Source organism: Flavobacterium sp. P3_A6 (assembly GCF_056403035.1).
Genome location: NZ_JBFUGG010000012.1, coordinates 53107 through 75515, shown reverse-complemented (window position 1 = coordinate 75515; position 22409 = coordinate 53107). Strand labels below are relative to the sequence as shown.

General features: G+C 37.5%; 11 protein-coding genes. All 11 read right to left on the bottom strand.

What is annotated here, in order from left to right:
• Window position 1: 1 nt before the first annotated feature.
• The 11 genes from AC1DVP_RS13215 to AC1DVP_RS13165 all read right to left on the bottom strand — a co-directional run bounded on the left by AC1DVP_RS13215 (window position 2) and on the right by AC1DVP_RS13165 (window position 22136).
• Window positions 2–2752 (bottom strand): glycoside hydrolase family 78 protein, encoded by a 2751-nt coding sequence (locus AC1DVP_RS13215; protein WP_477183946.1) that lies wholly within the window; start codon window positions 2750–2752, stop codon window positions 2–4.
• A 103-nt stretch (window positions 2753–2855) separates the two neighbouring features.
• Complete coding sequence (locus tag AC1DVP_RS13210; protein ID WP_477183945.1) at window positions 2856–4730, bottom strand: six-hairpin glycosidase; 1875 nt, start codon at window positions 4728–4730, stop codon at window positions 2856–2858.
• A 114-nt stretch (window positions 4731–4844) separates the two neighbouring features.
• Window positions 4845–5762 (bottom strand): glycoside hydrolase family 43 protein, encoded by a 918-nt coding sequence (locus AC1DVP_RS13205; protein ID WP_477183944.1) that lies wholly within the window; start codon window positions 5760–5762, stop codon window positions 4845–4847.
• Between the two features lie 230 nt (window positions 5763–5992).
• Window positions 5993–7561 (bottom strand): glycoside hydrolase family 28 protein, encoded by a 1569-nt coding sequence (locus AC1DVP_RS13200; protein WP_477183943.1) that lies wholly within the window; start codon window positions 7559–7561, stop codon window positions 5993–5995.
• A 79-nt stretch (window positions 7562–7640) separates the two neighbouring features.
• A complete protein-coding gene (locus tag AC1DVP_RS13195) occupies window positions 7641–9035 on the bottom strand; it encodes a glycoside hydrolase family 140 protein (protein ID WP_477183942.1) in 1395 nt (464 codons plus the stop codon).
• Window positions 9036–9128: 93 nt separating this feature from the next.
• Entirely contained in the window at window positions 9129–12278 is a 3150-nt protein-coding gene (locus AC1DVP_RS13190) for a DUF6298 domain-containing protein (RefSeq protein WP_477183941.1), read from the bottom strand.
• Between the two features lie 131 nt (window positions 12279–12409).
• Entirely contained in the window at window positions 12410–14110 is a 1701-nt protein-coding gene (locus AC1DVP_RS13185) for a polysaccharide lyase (RefSeq protein WP_477183940.1), read from the bottom strand.
• 62 nt (window positions 14111–14172) lie between these two features.
• Window positions 14173–14844, bottom strand: coding sequence for a DUF3826 domain-containing protein (locus AC1DVP_RS13180; protein ID WP_477183939.1), 672 nt, complete (start codon window positions 14842–14844; stop codon window positions 14173–14175).
• 82 nt (window positions 14845–14926) lie between these two features.
• Window positions 14927–16636, bottom strand: a complete 1710-nt coding sequence (locus AC1DVP_RS13175; protein WP_477183938.1) for a pectate lyase family protein — start codon at window positions 16634–16636, stop codon at window positions 14927–14929.
• Between the two features lie 97 nt (window positions 16637–16733).
• The gene (locus AC1DVP_RS13170) at window positions 16734–18731 is read right to left on the bottom strand and encodes a RagB/SusD family nutrient uptake outer membrane protein (protein WP_477183937.1); all 1998 of its coding nucleotides are present in this window, start codon (window positions 18729–18731) and stop codon (window positions 16734–16736) included.
• Window positions 18732–18752: 21 nt separating this feature from the next.
• Window positions 18753–22136, bottom strand: coding sequence for a SusC/RagA family TonB-linked outer membrane protein (locus tag AC1DVP_RS13165; RefSeq protein WP_477183936.1), 3384 nt, complete (start codon window positions 22134–22136; stop codon window positions 18753–18755).
• Window positions 22137–22409 lie beyond the last annotated feature (273 nt).

Here is a 22409-nt window from a genome sequence, read left to right as displayed (position 1 = left end):
CTTATAATTTGCATTCAATTGTATATTTTCCTGAACCTAATTTCAAATTTTTAGTCGGTTTTCCGTTGACTTTTATTTCTGAATTATTTGCGATTGGCAATTTTATGGTCGCTGATGTATTGGCAGGAATCTCCACTTTCAGGATTAACTTTCCATTTTTCTTCTCCCAAGCCGAAGCAATATTTCCGTAAATCGATTTGTAAGTCGCTTTTACAAACGTCATATCACCCACAATTTCCGGCTGGATAAAGAAATGTTTGAATCCCGGATTTTGATCATCGGGAACGATTCCGGCCAGACTTTGATAAAACCATTCTTCGATTTGTCCCATCATAAAATGATTCCACGAATTTCCTTTGCGTGGATCCCATTGCTCGGTTAGAGTCGTTAGTCCAAATTTAATCTGAAATCCATAACCCGGCGCATCGTAATGATTGTTCATTTTATACATTGTTTCGTTTTCGCCGTTTCGTGCCAAGGCCTGAAATAAATAACGGTTTCCGACATCGCCCGTAGTTAATCGGTCGCCTTTTGCTTTGATGTCGTTCAATAAATTCTGCATCACCGCTTGTTTGTATTGCGGTTCCACGATGTCCATAAAAACGGGAACGGCATTGCTAAACTGACTGCTGGTTCCGTATTGTTTGGTTTCTGGATTGAAAAATTCCTTATTGAAAGCATTTTTGATATCCAAAGTCAGCTTTTCATATTTCGCAATATCTTCTGTTTTGTTCAGTAATTTTGAGGCTTTTGCCAATAAACTCGCTCCATAAAAATAATGCGAAGTTGCCGAAAGCGCAATCGGACTGTTTTTGGAATAACCCGCCGGATGCGTTCCGTAATCGTACCAATCTCCCAATCCGTGCGAAACAATATGATTGGTGGCTTTGGTTCCTAAATAATCCACATATCTTTTCATTACGGGATAATATTTTTCGATTAACGAAGCGTCGCCGTAATATTCGTAATACATCCAAGGGAGAATCACGCCCGTCACGCCCCATTCCGGAGAATCAGTGAAATCGCCTCCAAAAACCACATATTCGGGAACAATGGTCGGAATTAATCCGTTGTCTCGCTGTGAATCTGAAATGTTCTGCATTGTCGCCGGAATAAAACTTTCCAGATTGTAATTGAACAATAATCCAGGTCCGTTTAAGTGAATTTCTTCTAACCAGCCTAATTTTTCGCGTTGCGGACAATCGGTAAAGACACTTTGAAAATTACTTTTTATCGCGTTGTTAATCAGCAAGTGTGTCTTATTGAAAATGTGATTGGAAGATTCAAAAGTTCCTGCTTCCCCTGCAGAATTGTAAATGAAATTTGATTTCAAATCTACCAATGTCGGCAGATTTTCATTCTTGGTTTCTTTGTAATTGATGTTCTCTATCTGTACATATTGAAAACCGTAATAACTGAATTTAGGTTGCCATTCTTCAAAGCCTTCGCCTTTCAACGTATAATCGTAATAATACGGTTTTCCTGTTTTTCCCTGTCCGACAGTTCCGTCTTCATTTAGGCTTTCGCCCACCCAAACACGAACGGTTTGCCCTTTTTTTCCTTTGACTTTTATGGTGGTAAATCCCGAAAGATTTTGTCCCATATTGAAAACAAAAAAGTTAGGTTTCAGTTCTTTTGCTTCTTTAACTTCGTATTGTTTTTGGATTGTAATTGGTGTTGTAATCTGTGGACGTAAAATTCCTTTTGGCGCTTCCTGAACGATTACTTTTTTCCAATTATTATCATTGAATCCAGTTTCATTCCAGCCTTTTTGTTCCAAGTTGGCATTGTAATCTTCCCCTCCAAAAATACTGTTGTAAGTGATCGGGCTTTTGCTGTATTTCCAGGTTTCATCTGATTTTATAAGATCTTCGGAACCGTCTTTGTAAATGATTTTCATTTTGAAAAATAAAGTTGGCGGTCCAAAACTTACATAGAATTTCGAATAGCGCTCGGCAAGCGTGTTGTACATTCCGTTGCCTAATAAAACGCCAATTACGTTTTCACCTTTTTTTAGTTCTTCAGCGGATAATTCATAAGTATTATAATTGACGGTTTTGTCGTAGTCTGTCCACAAAGGCGCAAACTCGCTGTTGCCAATTTTCTTTCCGTTAATAGTTAATTCATAATGTCCCAAACCGGAAATATATACTAGTGCTTCCTTGATTTCTTTGTTGACCAAAAATGGTTTACGAAGCATAATACTTCTGCGTGACAACGAATCGGAAGCATTGATTAAAGCATTCTTTTTTTCTCTGTTAAAAGTGGCGGTGTGGTAATTTCGGCCTTCAGGCAAATGACTATCGGCTTTGGTAATCGCGCCAATCCAAATTGGATTTGATGCTGATGCTGAAGGTGCGATTCTGAAAAAAGCTGTTTTGCTCCAATTGGAAGCTTTGTCTTTTTGGTTCCAGACTTTGACTTTCCAAAAGTATTTGAATTCGTTTTTTAATGGAGTTCCGCTGTATGTGATTTGAAGATTTTTATTGGAAACTACTTTTCCGCTATTCCAGATATCGGCTTCATTTTTCTTTAATTTTTCTTCTGATGAAGCAACTAAAATTTGATATGCCGATTGGGTTACATTTGATTTTTGAGAAACCAATTGCCAGCTTAATCTTGGTTGAGTTGTGTTTACAGCCAATGGGTTTTCTGTCATTTCGCATCGTAAATGCACAGCAGAAATCTGTCCATTCGAGATGAAAGTTATCAGAAGACAAAAGAGGAATAATATATTTTTAAAAAACTTCACGCTTTTATTTTTTTTTACCACAAATTGCACAAATTTTCACAAATTATCTTTTTATTTCAGCTAAAATATTTGCTGGAATTTGTGCAATTTGTGGTTATATTTTTTATAATTTTTTAGTAACCAATAATTTAATATTAAATACTGCTTCCTGAATTAATTTTCCTGTATCCGGCAAATCCGTAAAGTCCGGTGTGTCCGGTTCTGTGTCGGCATTTGGTGTGTAACGCTGATCGCCAGTACGGAACATTATTCTTGAAATTCCGTCAACCGGAGCATAGAATATTTTGTTGGTTTCTTTGCTGTCATTTACTTTTACCGTGTATGAGCGGGAAGTTACATCCAGTTTGACTGTTATTGTGTATTCTTTTCCGGCTTCATATTTCCCAATTCCGCCGTGACGGGCTCCGTGTTTTACTTTTATTTCTCCATCCGAATCGAAAACGATGCGGATTGCAGGCAATCCTTGTTTGTTTTGGAACTCCACCTGCAGTAAGCCGTGATTATTTTGTTCTGGTTTTACGGTGAAAGTCGCTTCCATTTTTTGTGCAAACGGAATTACACGCTCGGCACGGGAATAGTCAAAAAAATCCTGATCTCGTAAAGTCAGCCATTTTTTACCGTCTGTTTTCTTTTCGATTTTGGTGGATGCCCAGGATAAATCGTAGGTATTCCATAATTTTAATTCTTCTCCGTTGGGCAAATCGTTGAAGACATCGTTAGCGTTTTCTTTTACTTCGCTGGTCACAGGAACAGGAACAGAAGCTACCCAAATATCTTCTTTGTTGACGCTGTAACTTACCCACAGTTTTCCGTCGGGCGGAGTTCCGTCTCCTTCGTTTATTCCGCGAACGTATTGAGGTCCGGCTGATTTATAGTTTCCTCCGTAACGCATCGGGCTTACTTCACCGTGAACCAACAATAAATCTTTGTAATTCAGTCCGTCGTCGCTGGTTGAAATCGCCAATGGCCAACGGTATTCTGATGGATTATAGACGGTTGCATAACGATTATCGGAGGTTTTTTGTCCCCAGATTTTGGCATTGCTGTTTACAAATCCCGGTGCTCTTAAAGGCGTATATTCCCAGGTTTTTCCATTGTCTTTACTTAAAGATGTCAAAGCAAATTTCCATAAACCGATTACGTTTCTGTTTGGCAAATGGTAATAATTGAAGGCTTTGTATTGTTTTTTTAACGGAATTAAAGCGTCATCTCTGTCGGCTTCTTCGACCCATTGTTGCATTAACAAAGGTTTTGACATCAGCTCATCACAGGCTTTGATGAATTTTTTGTCTTTGCTTTTGGTGTAAAATGGAAATGTGGTTGGCAATGGGTTTCCGGTTTTATTGTATCTGATAAAATAAATGGGTCCATACGTTCCGTCTTTATAAATTTCTCTAATTACACGACCTATTCCTTTTCCGTCATTCGGATCATCTTTTTTGTCTAAGGCAACTCCGTAATAACCGGTTGCCAGCAATCTGTTGTCGGAAGAAACATAGAATCCCATTCGTTGGTGCATAATAGCATCGATGTTTTTAGCAACGCCTTCTACTCCTTCTTTTTTGAAGCCGTCTGGAACGTGGTAGATTGGAAAAAGTACGGCTGGTTTTGTCCAGTTCACTCCATCTTTGGAAGTCATAATAAAAGTCTGGCTCGGCGGAATGTGTTCTCCTGAAGGATCGCTTAAATAATGCAGGTAAAAGGTATTGTTCCAATACGCCATCATCGACTGGTGATTGTACGTCCAGCCAAATCCGTCTGCTTTTTCCGGATGTTCACGGCTGGCGCGCATAATCTGCGTTGCGTGAACTCCAACTGCCGGACTTAATTGCCCGTGGTGGTAATCGACATTGGAAAGTGTTTTGCCTGTATATCGTATTGTGTCTAGTTGGGCTTGCGCCGAATTGACTACGACACAGCTTAACAAAATGGTTGTTGCTGATACGATATTGGTTTTTATGTTTTGAAATGCAATCATTGTTTTCAACTTTTTATCTGCTCAATCTGCCAAATCTGCGTGAAAAAATTACTCTCGCAGATTGCTTCGCCTGTTCGCTTTCGCTCGGGTCTGCAGATTTAGCAGATTATTTTTTTACTTCTTTTCAATTAATCCTTTTAGAACGTCAGCGGAAATTGTTGTTATGGTTCCGTGTTTGTGTCCTTCGGGAAGGGTTATTTTTGAGGAAGCATCTTCGAATTTTACAAAATCAGAAGTGCTTAGGGCTTTGTAATTTTTGGAACCGTAGTTGTCATAATACAACAGCCAGTTTTTACCGACTTTTACGACTGTTGGTCCTTCTGATAAATATTCGGTAAGGGGTTTTGATCTTTTTTCGAATGGTCCTAAAGGCGATTTACCGAAAGCTACTTCTATGTTTCTCATTGGTCTGGTGTTGTCTTTTAAAACCAAAACATAATCCTTTTTGCCTTTTTTTACAATGACGCAATCAATGACACTGAAACCGGGATCGTAATATAATTTTGTATCCGAAAATATTTTGAAATCTTTCGTAGTTACGTAATACATTCGGTGGTTGTTTTTCTCGTCTTCTACTCCTTTTTCAAATCGGAATGGAATTGTGGATGCCCAAATAATGATGTATTGTTTTTTGATATCGTCATAAAAAATTTCGGGTGCCCACACGTTTACGACTTCGGGTTCGTGTTTCATTACGGGAATGTATTCCTGTTTTGACCAATGAATTAAGTCTTTTGAACTGGCGTATCCGAAACCGTTTCCGCCTTTCCAGTCGGTTGTCCAGACCATATGGTAGGTTCCGTCTGCACCTTTTGTGATGGACGGATCACGCATAATTTTGCTGGCACCGATTTCGGGTTTTAGGAATGATCCTTCCAAACCTTTCCAATTGTAACCGTCTTCACTGTATGCCAGGTACAAACCTTCGGTAGCGGGTTCCCTAAAAGAAGTGAAAAGGAAGATTTCCTTTTTTTTCTGGGAATAGCTTACAGCGAAAAGTGAAAGCGTTAGTATGATGAATATTTTTTTCATTGTTATTGGTTTAATCTTTGTCAAAGTTTTGAACTTTGACAAAGATGTTTAAACACGAATCTTTATTATATTTTCCTTTTTGGATGATTTTTAAAAAGCAAAATGTTTCTCTTTAGCCCCGATCGAAGTGAAAATCCTTGTGTGCCGGGGTTCGGCACGCAAGATTGCAACGAAGAGCGGGACGATGTTTCCTAAAATGCCCAATGTTTCTGCTCCTGAAAATAATTACGTTATTCTGTAATTGCTTTTTTATCCAGGTCTTTTCCTTTTTTCACAATTGTAGTCACATTATTGAACACATTGTTTTTAAGGAAGATATTTTTGGTGTCTTTTCCATTGGCTTCGATGAAAATATCGGTGGCGTTGAACGGAAAATTGTTGTTGATCATAATGTTCGAAGCGTTGTCGATTTTGATAACCGGAACTCCTTTTATCGGTGTCGATGAACCTACATTGTCCAGAATCAGGTTTTTGGAATCTGTGATTTTGAAAGAGGAACCCACGGTTGCGTTGACTTTTACGTCGTGAAATTCTACATCGGTCGCCGTGTTTATGGTGAAACCTTCCTTGCCGTCCATATTGATGTTGGAGAACGTGATGTTCTGGATTGGCATTTCAACAATTCCGCGAACGAATCCGGCTTTGTTGACATTTCCGCCCGTAACGTTGCTGATGTGGATGTTTCTGAAAATCGGCGTGCGTTCACTAACAGGCTCTACGGGATTGTCTTTGTCGTAGAAAAGATCCAGAATAATGGCTTCTTCCTTGATGTTTTTCATTACGATATTGTCGACGCGAATGTCCTCGACTACTCCGCCACGACCGCGAGCTGATTTGATACGGATTCCACGATCGGTTCCGTCGAAAACACAGTTGGATATCGTGATTTTTTTGATTCCGCCTGACATTTCGCTTCCGATAACGACACCTCCGTGACCGCTAAGCATTGTGCAGTTAGTGATGGTTACGTTTTCGGTTGCTTTTCCGTATTTACGGCCGTCTGCATCGCGACCCGATTTGATGGTAATACAGTCGTCGCCCACGCTGATGTGGCAATTCGAAATGTGTACATTGGTGCAGGACGAAGGGTTGATGCCGTCTGTGTTTGGGGAATGCGGATTGTTAATTGTAATTCCGGTTACGGTTACGTTATCGCAGAATTCAGGATTTATCGTCCAGAAAGGCGAGTTTTTGAAGGTTACGCCTTCGATTAAAATATTCTTGCAATTGTACGCCTGGAAAAATGAAGGTCTGAAAAAGTGTTTGTCAATCGTTCTTTTGTAATATGGCTCGTAAACGATTCCTTTGTTTTGCTCGGTCCACATTTTTTGGTATTTCGTTTCGGGAATTGGACCTTTGGCGGTTTCGATTCGGTAGACTTCATTCCACCACGCTTTCCCCTGTCCGTCGATTACACCTCTACCTGTGATGGTGATGTTTTCTACATCTTTGGCATAAAATAATGGCGAGAATGACTGCATCACGATGCCTTCGTAACGCATTTCTACGTACGGAAGGTAATCATCAAAATTCTCTGAAAATTTTAAAAGCGCTCCAGAATCCAAATGGATGGTGATATTGCTTTTTAGTTTTAAAGCTCCTGTTAAATATTCTCCGGCTGGGAAAAATATGGTTCCCCCTCCGTTTTTAGATGCTTTTTCGATAGCGTTTTGAATGGCTTCGGTGCATTTAATTCCTTTGTTGTTTCCGCCTTCGTTTAGGATGTTTAGCCAGCCGTCGTTTGCGAAAGCGGTATTCAGTCCAGTGATGAAGAAAAGTATGATTATGATGTTTTTCATAGTTTGTGTTTTTTGTTTCTCGCAGATTGTGCAGATTGTGCAGGATTTTTTTATCTGCTAAATCTGCGAGAGCTATTTTTTATTTGTTTGACGTTAGAATAAGAACCCAGTCATTTCCGTCTTCTTTTTTGCCGGAAGGCTGGAATTCCTTTTTCCCTTTGTTATCAAAAATTCCAATCTGTGTTCTTTCTCCGTTTCTTGGGTTGTACCAGGTTGCGGTTACTTTATCTCCTGTGATTTTACCCATATTCACTGTAATTTTTCTTCCGTTGTAGGTATAAATCAAAGCGTACTCTTTTCCTTTTATAGCTGGTAAATAATCGTATTTTTCACCTTGATTTGCAATTATCGAAGCATCGGCTACTCCTTCTGTGAATGGAAATTCCATCATCAGGTTTTTGATATAAATCATTTGTTCGGCTCCTGGATCATTGATTGCATCTGTCCACAACATTTTGTTTCCGTAAGCGGGTTTGTCACCTTTTCTGAATATCTGCATTACGGCGCTGTGTCCATAAGTGTAGCCCGAAGCACCTGAAAAAACAGACCAATATCCGTAACGACGGACATCATTGGCATTCCATTTTGGCTGTAAGGTGTCGTGCAATCCGTGTGGAATTCCTTCGTAAGATGGTTCGCCGTCCAGTGTTGGTTTGGTTGGTTTTAAATCCCAATCTCTTAAAACAAATTTGTAATTGTCTTCTTTGAAAGCTGTCGGATCAGTTTCCTGGGCATAGGTTTTGTGTCCGGACTGGAACATATTGAAATCTAACCAGCTCGCATTATGAAAATTCTCTGATGAATCGGTTCTCCCAAAAGGGTGAAAAGTCATCAGCTGATCTGGATTATTGGTTTTGATTGTTGTTCCAATGGCATTCCAGATATCCTGAAATTCATTTCCTTTAGTATCTCCTCCGTTTAACCAAATTATATTGGTTCTCTTTTTATATCGGTCTGCCAAAAATTTAGCGTATTTGGTCGCCTGTTCTTTACTTACTTTATTTCCTTTTGAAACGTTGGTTCCCCAAACCGGGACCATTGCAACGTAGATTCCGTTTTTTTGAGCCACATCCAAAGTATAATCTATGTGATCCCAGTAATCATATTCAGGAGCATTATTTGGATCATTGCCCGGTGAAGTAATTTGATCAGCCACATTTTCATTCATTAAGGCCTGATCGCCATATACATTTACTGCATTCAAATTATGCAACACCATTACCTGAACTACATTGAATCCTTTTGCTTTTCGGTCTTCAAAATATTTAACAACGCCTTCTCTATCCAGTTTGCTGAATGCCAGCCAGCCTGTATCGCCTAACCAGAAAAATGGTTTACCATCTTCGGTAACAAAATAATGCTGATTTGGGGAAACTTTAAGTTTTGGCAGGTTTTTGGATTGAGAAAATCCGCTTTGTGCTGTCAACATAAAACTTATACAAAGGGCGTATAAATATTTAATTTTCAGGTTCATTTTATTTTTATTTTGAATTATGTATTTGTTTTTTTCTCGCAGATTTAGCAGATTCGGCAGATTTTTTTTATGCCTGTAATCGGTATTCTTTGATTAATTTTTCTTCACTACGAATAGTACTTTTTCTTTGATTTCAGCTTGTGGAATTACGACTTGTTTACCTCCGTTGATATTTGCTTTTTTGGTGATAGTTCCATTGGAAGCATTGATTGTATATATTTCGAAAGTTCCTTTGTAATTTGATAAATCGATTGAAACATCCTGATCATTTTTCAGATAAAAAAGATAGGCATTGCCTTTATTTTCGAGTGCCCAAAACTTGTCTGAAAAAGTAGTTCCTTCTGCAAACTTCATACCAGCAAGGGCAGAATGAAAGGCAGAAAGTTCAATTTTTGGAACATTTGCCAAAGAGGCTCCTCCCATCAATCCCGGCCAGCCAAATCTTGGTGCTCCCATCGTTGAATATAACACTGCTTTTTCCGGATATTTTTCACGGTATTCGCGAACAGCTCTGTAAACCTGATCGTCTGTTTCTTTTCCGGTTTTGATTTTACGTGCGTGCTGGCGTGGTGCTAAATTCTTTCCGCCTTCGGGAGCGTAAAGTGTTCCGTCTTCTTTGTAATACCAATATCTAATATCAATTACATCTACTGTTTTTGCTCTTGCTTTGTCATTTAAAATAGCATCCTGAACATCTTTTGTCGCACTTAAAACGATTTTGGATTCGTTTTGATTTGTCTTTTCGTAATTGGCAATCACATCAATCCAAAATTGCATAAAGCTTAACGGGCCTGTATATTCGGCACTTGTTAGTTGCAAAACATTAGCATTGTCTTTAAAATTTTCCAGATTTTTTTCAATGAATGCTACGTGCAATTTACGTATATCGGCATTTTTTATATCATAAAATTGTTCGGCAAGAAAAATCCTTTTGTCTCCTGCATATGGTGGCGGTTCCGGCAAGCCAGTTGTATTGATATTATTGGCTGGACGCCAAGGCGAACTTGCCCAATGTGCTCCTGCTTCTAATATGTTATGCTGAAAATACGCTTCGTTTAATAAGATTTTATTTTTTTGTCCGGCTAATTCTGCAAAGGTTTTCAATCGGTCCCAATAAAAGGCATTGTATCGTGTCAAATCGTATTTGCTCAGATGATCCCAGGCAATTCCCTGTCCGCTTCTGTCGAAAGGCTGTTCGTAAAATGGTGCCCAAACATCGGCATCGATTCTGCGGATGCGTTCGTGGTCGGCCATTCTTTGTTCGTACCACAATCCGTAATTATGGTCTATTGCCGATTTATTATTTTCGACTAAATAATTTACGGTTTCCTCCAGATTATCGGTATAACCAACTCCATAATGTCCCGGGACAAATCGGGTAATATGAGGTCTTGATTTTGAAATTTCAGATTCACGCAAACTTCCTCTCCACCACGGTACATCTACAACTTCTCCGGTGATTACTCCTTTTGAAGTGGCTAAAAATCCATTAGTTATGGTTATTTTATCGATATTGGTATTTGTAACTATATCTGATTTTACTTCGTCAATTCGTTTTGCTTTGGCATAATCAACCGCAATAGGATTTCGGGCTGAGGCTTTACCTATGAACTCTTTTAAAGTTTCATTTAATTTGTAAGCTTCGGCAGTTAATTCTTTTGCTTGTTCCAATGTAGGACTCGAAGAAGGTTCTGTGCCCAAGTCCATAATTTGAGCATTCATCGGTAATTTGCCCAGACGCTGTTCTAGCAAAGCATAAAATAAACTTCTTGGGCTTATGTGATTGTTCACGTCTTTCCAATGTCCGTTTCCTGCCCATTGCGCCCAGACTCCAAATGCCCAGTTGTTAGCTGTTGGCGGACTGTAATTTTCTATTTTTGATGCCGATGTTTCCCAAATAACGCTGTTGGCAACATTCCATCCTAAACCTCTTCCGTCTTGTTCTTTATTTTTGAAACTGATAGCGTTTCCATCAATTAGAGAAACATCAAAAAGGATTCCGGTTGCCCAGCTTCCGACAGATCCGCTGAAACTGTACGGCAGATGTGATTCGCATTGCAAAAAAACATTTGATCCTGCAGTCGCATAACCTCCAACCACAAAATCATTGTATCCGAATTCAGAATAACATCTTTGAAAAAGAGTCTGCTGTCCTTCGGTATAAAAAGTATTTCTTCTGAATGATGCGATTTCCGAAATTGGGTTCAGTGAAAGACAATCTTCAACTGTAATTCTTTTGGCTGTTTTTAGAACCGAAACGGCTCCGCCTGCAAATTGTTCAAAATTGACCTGTCGTACCCAAACATCTTCAGCATTTTCAACAGAAATTCCTGTCCAACGGTGCTGTTCATCTTTGGGATTTGTTGTGTCATATTCTGATTTCAAAGTCAGGTTTTCTACACCTACGTTATTAATTCGGCCTGACCAAATGTAATTGGCTACTGTTGATTTTGATAATTCTTCATCTAAAGCATTAGTCAAAGGTGCATCAATTGTAATTTTATTTCCATCAATAGCTTTAATTTCCCTGTCTGCACGAATGACAAAATCATCCGCTTTCCAGCCTATCCATCCGCTTTCTCCACCAAAATCATTCATTGACAAAAGATCAATCCATTTTTTTGTGATTGTTGTATTGATTAAAATGTGATCTCCTTTTTTGAGTGCAGATACATTTTTTACGGATAAAACTGTTGCTCCTAATGGCGTATAATTTGCATCTAATTGGAATGTTTCTTTTAAAACCTGATTATTGATTCCGCTGATATTGACAATGGCTTTTCTGTTGGTTGTGGTTCCTAAAAGAATGGTTCCATTATTTCCTGAACCGCTTCCTCTTAATACGATTCCACTTTCCTTGATATTGATTTCACCCGAAACTTTAAAGATTCCTTTGTCTAAAAGTACTGTTCCTTTAAAACCATTTTTATCGACTTTCAATTTGGCAACATAATCAATTGCTGATTGGATTGTTTTGGTTGCATCGCCTTCGATATGGGGCACAAAAGCTTTAACATCAACATTTGGAATGGCTACTGATGAAGCTTTATATCCAGCAAAAGAAAAATCAGGAATTTGGTTTCCTTTTGCATCAGCAGTACGTTCCAGTTTTCCTTCTTTGGATTTTGTAATATCGGGGAATGTGTTTTGGGCGTTGATGCTCGAACTAAAGAAAATAACAAAACAGGATAAAACGAGTAAATCCTGTTTTGTTATGATATTTTTGAGTTGAATAAAATTCATTTTAATTTTAGATTTCTTTTAGAATATAGAAAACAGAATAAAGAATATAGATTTTCTCATGATGAGTTCTCTCTTTTTTCTATTCTCTATATTCTATTTTCTATAATTTTTATTCTATTCTATATTAATCTTTACTGCAATAAAACTTTCGATAAAGTATCCTTATTATTTTCCGGTTTTGTCCAGTCTGTTTTACTGTTTGGATCAATTCCGTTAAAATATTTTTCTAAGTTGGTGTACCCGTCTCCATTTGAATCCTTGTTTGCATCAAATGCATCTTTCGGATTCAAACCGTATTTAGTTTCCCAAGCATCAGGAATTCCGTCATTATCAGAATCTTTATAGGCTTTTCCTTTGTATTCCGGATAACCGCCCACTTGATCAGGATGTGTTATAATTCCTTTTTTATATGAATCGGCAGGTAATCTTCTTTTAATATATTCTTTTCCAATCGCATTTTCCAAACCATCTTTTACCTCAATTTTTCCGGTACGAACCTGTTTTACGATTCTTTCATCTACTGCATCACGCTTTGGCAAGGTTGCGCCGGCATTATTCAGTACAAATTCATACGCTTCTTCCGCTTTCATTATGTTAAACTTAGGCATTGAAAAAGGTTTTGCCTGTTTAATCAATTCTAAATAATCTTTTGTTTCTTCTGCCGATTGATCTTCCAATTGTACACCGCCATTCCAGTTATCTGCTGTAACTTCAGGAGAATCTACGATGAAATTTCCTGAAACATACGCTCTTCCGTAGGTTTTAGGTTTCATGTAACCTGATTCCGGCTTCAGGATTCTGTAACGAATTGGCTGATTTGTTGGTGTTATTGGTCCTGGTTTGAAATAATTGTTGATGATGTTAAACATCGAACGATAATCACCTCCGTCCAGAGAACGGTTCCACCAATTAAAAATCACATTATTTACAAAATTAAAATCGCCATACATTCCGATAGAAGCATTTCTGGAAATATTATCGGCCCATAAATTCCTCATAAAGGTACTATTTAATCCACCAATTGTACTTCCGAAAGCGTGATTGTAAGTGTCTAATCCTTCGGATGAAATAGTATTTTGAATAGTAATGTTACAAGCCGGCAGTTTTTCCAGTTTTGATTTATCGTTTGCCTGAAACTGGTGTCTGTATAATGAAATATTTTCGTCTAATCCCCAGCTTATTGAGCAGTGATCGACAATTATATTCCCGATTGGATTTCCGCCAAGAGCATCATCTCTTCGAGCAACATCAGTTGCTCCTCTGCGAAAACGCATGTAACGAATAATTACATCGTGTGTATCGATTTCTAAAGTTTCACCAGCAATGCAAATTCCGTCACCGGGAGCTGTTTGTCCTGCAATGGTAACGTAAGGCGCACGCATGCTAATGCGGTTTTTTAATCGAATAATTCCCGAAACGTTAAATACTATTGTTCTCGCACCAACTGCTTCACAGGCTTCACGAAAAGTTCCTTTTCCGCTGTCTTCCAAACTAGTCACTACAAATATTCGCCCGCCACGACCTCCTTGCGTAAAAGCTCCTCCTCCTTCGGCTCCAGGAAAAGCTGGAATATCTGCCTGAACAAAATCTTTTGGATAGGAAGCCCAAGGCAAATAAGGTTTTCCGTGCTTTGCTTCTTCCTTAAGAATGCTGGCATTGTTTTTCCAGATTTCGCCCAAACGCTTTTCTTCTCTGGCTAAAAGAGTGTCGGTTTTGGCTTGAACTTCTTTCGGAATTTCCGGATATTGGGCAAATGCGGACGAAAAAGACAAGCAGAAAGCAACTGCCAAAAAAATCTTATTCGTAATGTTATTTTGGAAAATATTAAACATTGGAATTCTTGTTAAGAGTTAATTTAGTGATTAGCTTATGTTCAAAAGCTAATTACTAATAATTATTTAGCTGATTTAGCCTTTTCACGTTCTTCGATGCGTTTATGCCAATCCGTACTTTCTTTATTCAAGTCGTAACCTTCTTTTGATAAATAGTTGTTGATTCTTCCTTTGTATTTACCAAACCATCCGTGTTTTTCTTTGGATGAACCTCCGTCCATAGCATGTTCTCTGGCTTCAACCAAGGCATCGTAAATGTATTTTTTTTGTGCTTCAGTCAAATTTGGCAACATATCGTTATAACCGGCAACTGTAATTGGAAGTACGCCGTAGGTCATTCCGTCTTTTACTTCGATGATTTTAGCTTCATTTAACTGAGTTCCTAATTTTTTTAAATAGGCTTTGTGCAGTTTGTCAATTGATTTATCGGCATCGGCTTTCAGTTTATCAATTTTCTCGTTTTGCTTTTCTTTGGCTAAACTGCTGTCGTCTTTTACTTTTTTGATTTCAGCATCTCTTGCATCCTGAATTTTACTCAAATCACGAAACTGCTGTGCAATAATATTGGTTACAGCGGTTTCTTTTTCTTTGTTCCCCAAAGCTAACTTCTCAACAATTTTTGTTGCTCGTTCATTAGTCACTTTGATATATTCGGGATCTGCATATTGCTGTGCGCTTAATTTGCAAAAAACAAAAAGTAAAAACAGCAGACTTATTTTTTTTATTGATTTCATCTTACATTATTTTAGTTTTTGAAAACATTCTTGTTTCATAATTCAGTAATCCTAAAACAAGAATGTTACCAAAATTCATTCCTTAGTTTAAATCTAATAAAGGTCTAACCAAGGTTTCTTTGTTATTGGCTAAGTCTTTCCAATCTACTTTGATAGCAGGGTTTACACCGTTGATGTAGTCCTCGATATTAGAATATCCATCACCGTTTAAATCTCCTTTTGCATCAGATGAATCTTTTGGATTCAGACCGTATTTTTTTTCCCATACATCTGGTAAACCGTCTTTATCAGTATCTAAATAAGGTTTTCCTTTGTATTCCGGATATCCTCCCACCTGCGAAACATCAGTGATGATTCCTTGTTTATAAGAATCCATAGGCAAACGACGGTGCTCAAACTGGTAGAACTCTTTTTTCTCCAATCCTTTTGCATATTCGGGAACTCCAGTTTTTACGGTTCTTACGATTCTTTCATCCACTTTATCTCTGATTGGCAAAGTAGCTCCTACATTTTTAAGGACAAAATCATAAGATTCCTGGGCAGTCATAATTTTGCTAAACCACGGCATTGGGAAAGGTCTGTCACTTTTCATTTTATCGAAATAAGTTTTGGCTTCATCGTATGTCATCAATTCTCCTTTTTTGTTTTCGATCTGAATACCTCCGTCCCAGTTATCTTTGGTTACTTTTTCGTTATTGTTAACGACGTTTCCATTTACATAAGCTCTACCAAAAACCATATAAGGCAATTTACTTCTTCCTGATTCCGGTTTTAAGATTCTGTAACTGATTGGTTGAGTTAAATCGGTTACAGGCCCTGGTTTGTAAAAGTTATTAATGATATTGTAGTTGGCTGTATAATCACCACCATCTGTTGATCTGTTGTACCAATTGTATACCACGTTGTTTACAAAATTAAAAATACCGTTCCAGCCAATAGATGGGTTTCTTCCTGCGTTGCTTGCCCACATATTTCTCATAAAAGAACAATTTTCTCCTCCTAAAGTACTTCCGAAGGCGTGGTTATACGTATCCAATGCTTCTCCGAACAAACTGTTTTGGATTGTGATATTTACAGTAGGTTTCTTTTCGTCAGGATAACCTGCACCTGGGCTGTACATGTGTCGGTACATAGACATATTTTCATCTAATCCCCAAGTTGCTGACACGTGGTCAATCATGATATTCCCAACAGGATTTCCCCCAATGGAATCATCTCTACGACCTACAAAAGTTTCACCTCTGCGGAAACGCATGTGCCTGATAATAACATCGTGTGTATTTATCCAAATCGATTCTCCTGCCACACAAATACCATCCCCAGGGGCAGTTTGTCCGGCAATAGTAATATACGGTGCACGAATAATTAAAGGACTTTTAATTCTGATAATTCCTGAAACGTTAAAAACAACGAATCTCGCTCCTCCTTGTTCGCAGGCTTCGCGCAGGGTTCCTGGTCCGCGGTCTTCCAAACTTATAACGGTGTAAACATTTCCGCCACGACCTCCAAAAGTGTACATTCCTCCTCCTTCAGCTCCCGGGAAAGCTGGTATAGAGGCTTGCGGTAAATCATTTGGTCTTGATGCCCACGGAATATATGGTTTACCTTGTTTGGCTTCTTCTTCAATAATTATAAGAGCTTTTTCCCAAGCTTCATCTGAACGTTTATCAGCCTCATCTATAAAAGCTTTAGATTGTGCTGCAACTTCAGGGCTTATTTTTGGATACTGAGCAAAACATTGGATACTTCCTAAAAATAAAAGGAAAATAGCCGATAAAGTGAAATTTTTCATACTAATTTTAATTTTGGCAATCTTTTTAAGCAAATCACCTGTATCTTATGAATACAGGTGATTGTTTTTATTTTTTTCAAATACTTTATATTATTAACTATTCCTGGTAATTGAATGTTCCAGCAGAACCAAGATTATCATTCCATCCTAAAGTTTGCAGTAACCATGGATTTGATGTAAAAGCAGTTGTATTAAGACCACTAATATAATAATTTGGATTAAATTTAATTGTAGCTGGAGTACCACTAACATTATCCAAAGGTGTAATTAAAGCCGTACGAACAAAATTAGCATTATAAAATGTTGCTAAAGCTGTCAATTGAGTTTGGAAATTAGGAGAATCCGGATCTGCCGCCTGACTTGCACGAAGTGTAGCTAAAGGATCAACAGTAGCAGTACCTTTAGTTTTGCTCTCCAAATAATTTCCAGTACGTTGTGTACCGTTGATAGCAGTCAAACGTAATTTACTAACAGTACCACCAGCAATTCCAGGCAGTGATGCGTCAGCATAAAGCATCCATCGCTGAACATCCCAATAACGTTTGCCTTCATAAGCTAATTCAACTCTTCTTTCATAAAGACAAGCTTCAATAGCAGCATATTTATCTGCCAATGTACCAATTCCATAATTATTTGCGGATGGAATACCTACACGAGCTCTAATTTTGCCTAAATAAGCCAGCGTATTAGCCGTTTGTCCTAATGCAGCATAACATTCAGCAATGTTTAACAACAATTCAGCATAACGGTATTCCATAATATCAGTACCTGATTGACCATAATTTAAAGTACCTCCATTAGTAACTGTTGTATTTGACATTTTACGAACAATAGCAGGACTTGACGCCCCTGTATTACCATCAGAGAAATAGGGTTTATTTGCACTATCTAACCAACGATAAGTCCAAACAACAGAAGTAGTATTTTCCTTATAAGGCCATCTAACTCCAGAGAAAGCAAATGTTCTATAAAATCTAGGATCACGGTTAACAAAAAATGTAAAATCGTTATAAGTAGCAGCAGTTGGTCTTTTACCATCAGCCATTGGAAACAAATCTATCATTTCTTTAGGAGCTGCAACACCTCCGCTTCCAGCAGATCCGCCTTGACCTGCCACACGAATCGCTTTTTCCCAGCTATTGTTAATGTTCAAGGTCAAATCTGCACTTGCAATACCGCAAAGTTGAATCGTAATAGCCTCAGAAATAGGAGCATTATCTCTTATATAAAACATAGACTCCCAATCTTTTGCTGAACTTCCGTACAAACCGTATCCATCTTGCGTTAGTTGCGTTTCTGCAGCCAATCCAGCATTTAAAGCCGCTTGCCAACGCTCATTAGAGCCATCCCAATTTTTATTAAACAAAGGACTTGCAAACGTTAAAAGAACACGAGATTTTTGTGCCAAAGCTGCTCCCCTTGTGAAACGTCCATAATTTGATGCAGGCCAGTTTGCAGGCAACAGACTTGCTGCCATATCCAAATCTTTTACTATTTGTGCTACTACCTCAGAAACTTTTGCTCTCGGAAGCTGAATAGCTGGGTTGTCGACAGCCGCATCTTCAACAGTGGTAACAATAGGGACTCCTCCATAAATACGCATCAAATCGAAATATTGCATAGCACGCATATAATACATTTGCCCTTTTGCCTGATCACGGAATGTTTTATCTAAATTGGCACCTTTAACATCAATATCCTGCAATAAGATAGTACATTCTCTAATTCTTCCATAAGGATTACTCCCTTGATTTAATCCAGCTCCAATTTTCAGACCATAATAACCAGAGGCATCAATTGAATTAATATAATTATTGTTTGGATTAATTAAAGGCTGAACCCCACCTAATTCTTCGGTCATCTTGCTATAGGTATCTGTATATGACCCCATTACAGTTGCTGTAGGTGATTTATAAGCTGCATAAAATTCATTATACTGATTATCAACATAATTCCCTACACGCTCTTGGACTTTCCAGAATGAATCATCGTACTTTCCATAAGGCTTCATATCTTCCAGAAAGTTATCGCTACAGGAAGCGCCCAATACAAGCACAAGCCCTAGCGTTATATATATATTAAGTTTTGTTTTCATAATTACTATCAAATATTTAAATTAGAATGATACGTTCAAATTAACTGTCCAAGATCTAAGTGTAGGATACGGTGTAGAAGAGCTATCATACATATTACGATACTTTTCAGGATAAGGATTGTAAAAATCCCAAAGATTATTACCTGTTAGACCAAAAGATATATTCTGAATTTTTGTGTTAGCAAGAGCCTGCTTAGGAATTTCATACGCCACTGTTAAATTTTGAATATAACAACGGAAGGTATCCAATTGCCAAAAATCAGATTTATTCAATACTTCAGTCCCTGCAATATTAGGATATTTTCCATTTAGATTGTCTGCACCATACATATCACTCCAAAAAGTTTCACGTGACCAAATACTCGCAGCACTATTCCCCATTCCTATTAAATCAACAAATGTAGCACCTCCCCAAGAAGTTGCGATTTGGGTTTTAAAAGAAAGATTTTTGTATTTGAAACCCAAATTGGTATTAACTGTATATATTCTTGCACTATTTGCCAATTTTACATAATCATTATCTTTTGCAATTTGACCATCGGCCGGACCTACAGTTCCATCAGATTTAAGTTGTCCTCCTACATCTTCATAAGCTAACGAACCTTTCAGAATTTTAGCAGGATCCACTATATTAAAATAATTTGGAGTACCACCCACAGCATCAGCATGTTGTTTCAAATAACTCCAATAATTGGCAATATCTGCGTCAGTACGCAAAATACCATCACCTGTAGAGGTTTCTTTCCAGGTACGGAATCCCCAAACTGGATTAAATCCTTCTGAATATCCTTCTCTTCTGGTATTATTAGATGGAAGAAGGTTTCCTTGATCTGGGTATTTTGTTACTTTATTATCTCCATAACCAAAATTCACACCTATATTATAGCTAAAATCACCTTTTATTTTATCACTCCAATTTATGCTAATCTCTGATCCCCAAGCATCATAACCTGCATAATTCTGTTCAGCAAAAGCTCCACCAATAGAAATTGGTACACCAACAGCGCTACCCATATCTGTCAAGACATTTTTTGCTATGTCATAATAGAAATCCGCATTAAATTGTAACCTATTATCTAAAAAAGCCAAATCAATACCAATATTATTCTTTAATATATTATCCCATGCTGCATCTCTGTTTGGATTCACTTCGGGAGTCAAACCTGCACCCAACTGTCCTCCACCAGGTCCAAATGTGGCACCTTTATTGACAATAACTTGATAAAATTGATACCATTTCCAAGCCTGAAGATTGTCTTTTCCTGTTTTACCAATAGTATAGCGTAATTTAAAGAAATTCACTGCTGGTACATTCTTTTCAAACCAATCTTCCTTAGACACTACCCAACCCAATCCTAGAGTAGGAAAAGTGCCCCAGTAATTTTCTGGTGCAAATTTTGTAGAAGCATCAGAACGCAAAACAAATTGTGCCAAATATTTTGATTTATAATTATAGTTAACAGTCCCAAAATATGAAAGTGTACCACCCTCTGCTCTAGCTGATTGAGAATTTCCAGTATCTACTGTTCCTGCGGTACGATAATCTCCTAGGTAATCTTTTGGTGTATTTATATAAAGTAAACTAACCTTTTGATTGTCATACTCTGACTTTTCAACTCCAGCCATCGCACTAATTTGATGATTTCCAAAAGTTCTTTCATAATTGGTAAAAAAGTTTAATTGCGTGCTTGCAGCAAAATTAGAGTTATAGGCAACTCTTGTTGACTGTACATTGGTTTCAATTAAATAATCACCTGAAGGATTAGTCGTAGCGTTATAGACACTAGGATTTGCTTCGCTGGCAAGCTTATTATCCTGTGTTTCGTAATTTCTAATTCTTGCTAAATCATATGGCAATTGGGCTTGTTCCGTATAATTAGAACTTTTTGTTTTAGCAAAATTTGCCTTAAAGGACAAACCTTTAACAGCTGCTAATTTATAATTTAAGGAAGCATTCACATTGAACGAAGAGTCATCGTTTGTTTGATGCGAGCCATTATTCAAATTCGCAAAATAATTCCACCCTGCAATTGATGATCTGTTATTTGCCGTTCCCATATTTCTGTCAGGACGGTTAAAAGGGGACGTATAATAATCTATACCTCCAACCGTAGTCTGAATTGGAATGTATTTTGGTATGTGCACCAAGTATCCATAATCAGCCTGTTCACCAGAAGCAGTACTTCCATAACTACCATCAGTAATACTTGATGATGCTTTAGTGAACGATTTATCAACAAAACCAGTATTTCCAGAAATAGATGCGGAGAAATCTAAATTATTTGCAATTTTTGCATTAATTCCTGTACGATAATTCCACTTGTCATATTTTTGATAACCCATATTCGAATCTTGCGTAAGATAAGTTGCTCCTGCAAAATAGGTAACACCATCATTACCTCCATTTACATTCAATGAATGTTTTTGCTGGATGGCAGTATTCCAAGCCTCATCTAGCCAATTGTAATTCAAACTTTTCATTTCTTCCAATTCTTTTGCAGAAAACATCTTAGCAGGGTCAACTACAGCAGTTGGAAGTAATCCTCCGGTATAATATCTGTTAGCAAATACACCATACTGATAAGAATCCATGGTTTTTGTATGGCTTACAGCATCGTTAATTGTTAACTGGCTATTATAACTAAATTTAGCTTTACCCGATTTTCCTCTCTTCGTTTTTATTATAATAGCACCCTGTGCTGCACGAGAACCATAAATAGCGGCAGATGCATCCTTTAGAATAGACATACTTTCAATTTCAGAAGGGTCCAATCTGTTAAAAGTATCTAATGTAGCTCTACCAGTAGCTGGATCCACCTGAATCATATCATCTATTATGACTAACGGTATAGTTGAATTCCCATCTTTTGAAAAACCAAAAGTTTGACGAATAGAGATAGCTCCAGAATCTCCAGGACGTCCAGACGAACTTGAGACATTAAGCCCTGGAACCAAACCTCTTAATGCGTCAGATAGGTTAGTCGCAGGCAAATCCATAAGCTCTTGTGGTTTTATTGTAGCAATAGCACTTGTAAGATCTTTCTTTTTCTGAGAACCGTATCCAACAACTACAACATTATCTAACTGATTATTGTCTTCTTGCAATTTTACATCCAAAACAGTACGGCCTGCTAAAGGAATTTCAACTTTTCGCATTCCAACAAAGGAAAATACCAATGTTGCACCAGCTTTTGTCTTAAATACATATTTTCCTGTAAAATCTGTACTTGTCGCATTTTTAGACGATTTTTCAGCAACGTTTACCCCTGTTATAGGAACACCTGCATTATCGGTAACTGTACCTATAATTGTTACTTCACTGCTTGAATTTTGAGCATAAGTAATCATACTCATCAGTACAAATAAAATAACACTACATCTTCTCACTACTAGTGTTTGTTTCATAAAATTTGTTTTAGTTAATTATTAATTTGTTAGGTTAGGTTAATAAAAATAAATGCAAACAATTACATATATCGTTTTCGTTATTTAAATGTAAAAACAACATTTATTATATATCCCAAATTTATAATGATACACATACTCATGCATCCTGTACTATGCTGTATTTGCTCAATTATTAAAAAAAAAATGAAATAAAAACAATTATGATAAAAATGAGTGAAAAAAAATTAAATATTAACAATATAAAAGAAAAAACACCAGCTATTTTTAAAT

Excerpts from the sequence above, each read along its gene's own strand:
- AC1DVP_RS13190 (WP_477183941.1), bottom strand. The coding sequence starts at position 12,278 with ATGAATTTTATTCAACTCAAAAATATCATAACAAAACAGGATTTACTC.
- AC1DVP_RS13210 (WP_477183945.1), bottom strand. The coding sequence starts at position 4,730 with ATGATTGCATTTCAAAACATAAAAACCAATATCGTATCAGCAACAACC.
- AC1DVP_RS13165 (WP_477183936.1), bottom strand. The coding sequence starts at position 22,136 with ATGAAACAAACACTAGTAGTGAGAAGATGTAGTGTTATTTTATTTGTA.
- AC1DVP_RS13170 (WP_477183937.1), bottom strand. The coding sequence starts at position 18,731 with ATGAAAACAAAACTTAATATATATATAACGCTAGGGCTTGTGCTTGTA.
- AC1DVP_RS13180 (WP_477183939.1), bottom strand. The coding sequence starts at position 14,844 with ATGAAATCAATAAAAAAAATAAGTCTGCTGTTTTTACTTTTTGTTTTT.
- AC1DVP_RS13200 (WP_477183943.1), bottom strand. The coding sequence starts at position 7,561 with ATGAAAAACATCATAATCATACTTTTCTTCATCACTGGACTGAATACC.
- AC1DVP_RS13205 (WP_477183944.1), bottom strand. The coding sequence starts at position 5,762 with ATGAAAAAAATATTCATCATACTAACGCTTTCACTTTTCGCTGTAAGC.
- AC1DVP_RS13185 (WP_477183940.1), bottom strand. The coding sequence starts at position 14,110 with ATGTTTAATATTTTCCAAAATAACATTACGAATAAGATTTTTTTGGCA.
- AC1DVP_RS13195 (WP_477183942.1), bottom strand. The coding sequence starts at position 9,035 with ATGAACCTGAAAATTAAATATTTATACGCCCTTTGTATAAGTTTTATG.
- AC1DVP_RS13175 (WP_477183938.1), bottom strand. The coding sequence starts at position 16,636 with ATGAAAAATTTCACTTTATCGGCTATTTTCCTTTTATTTTTAGGAAGT.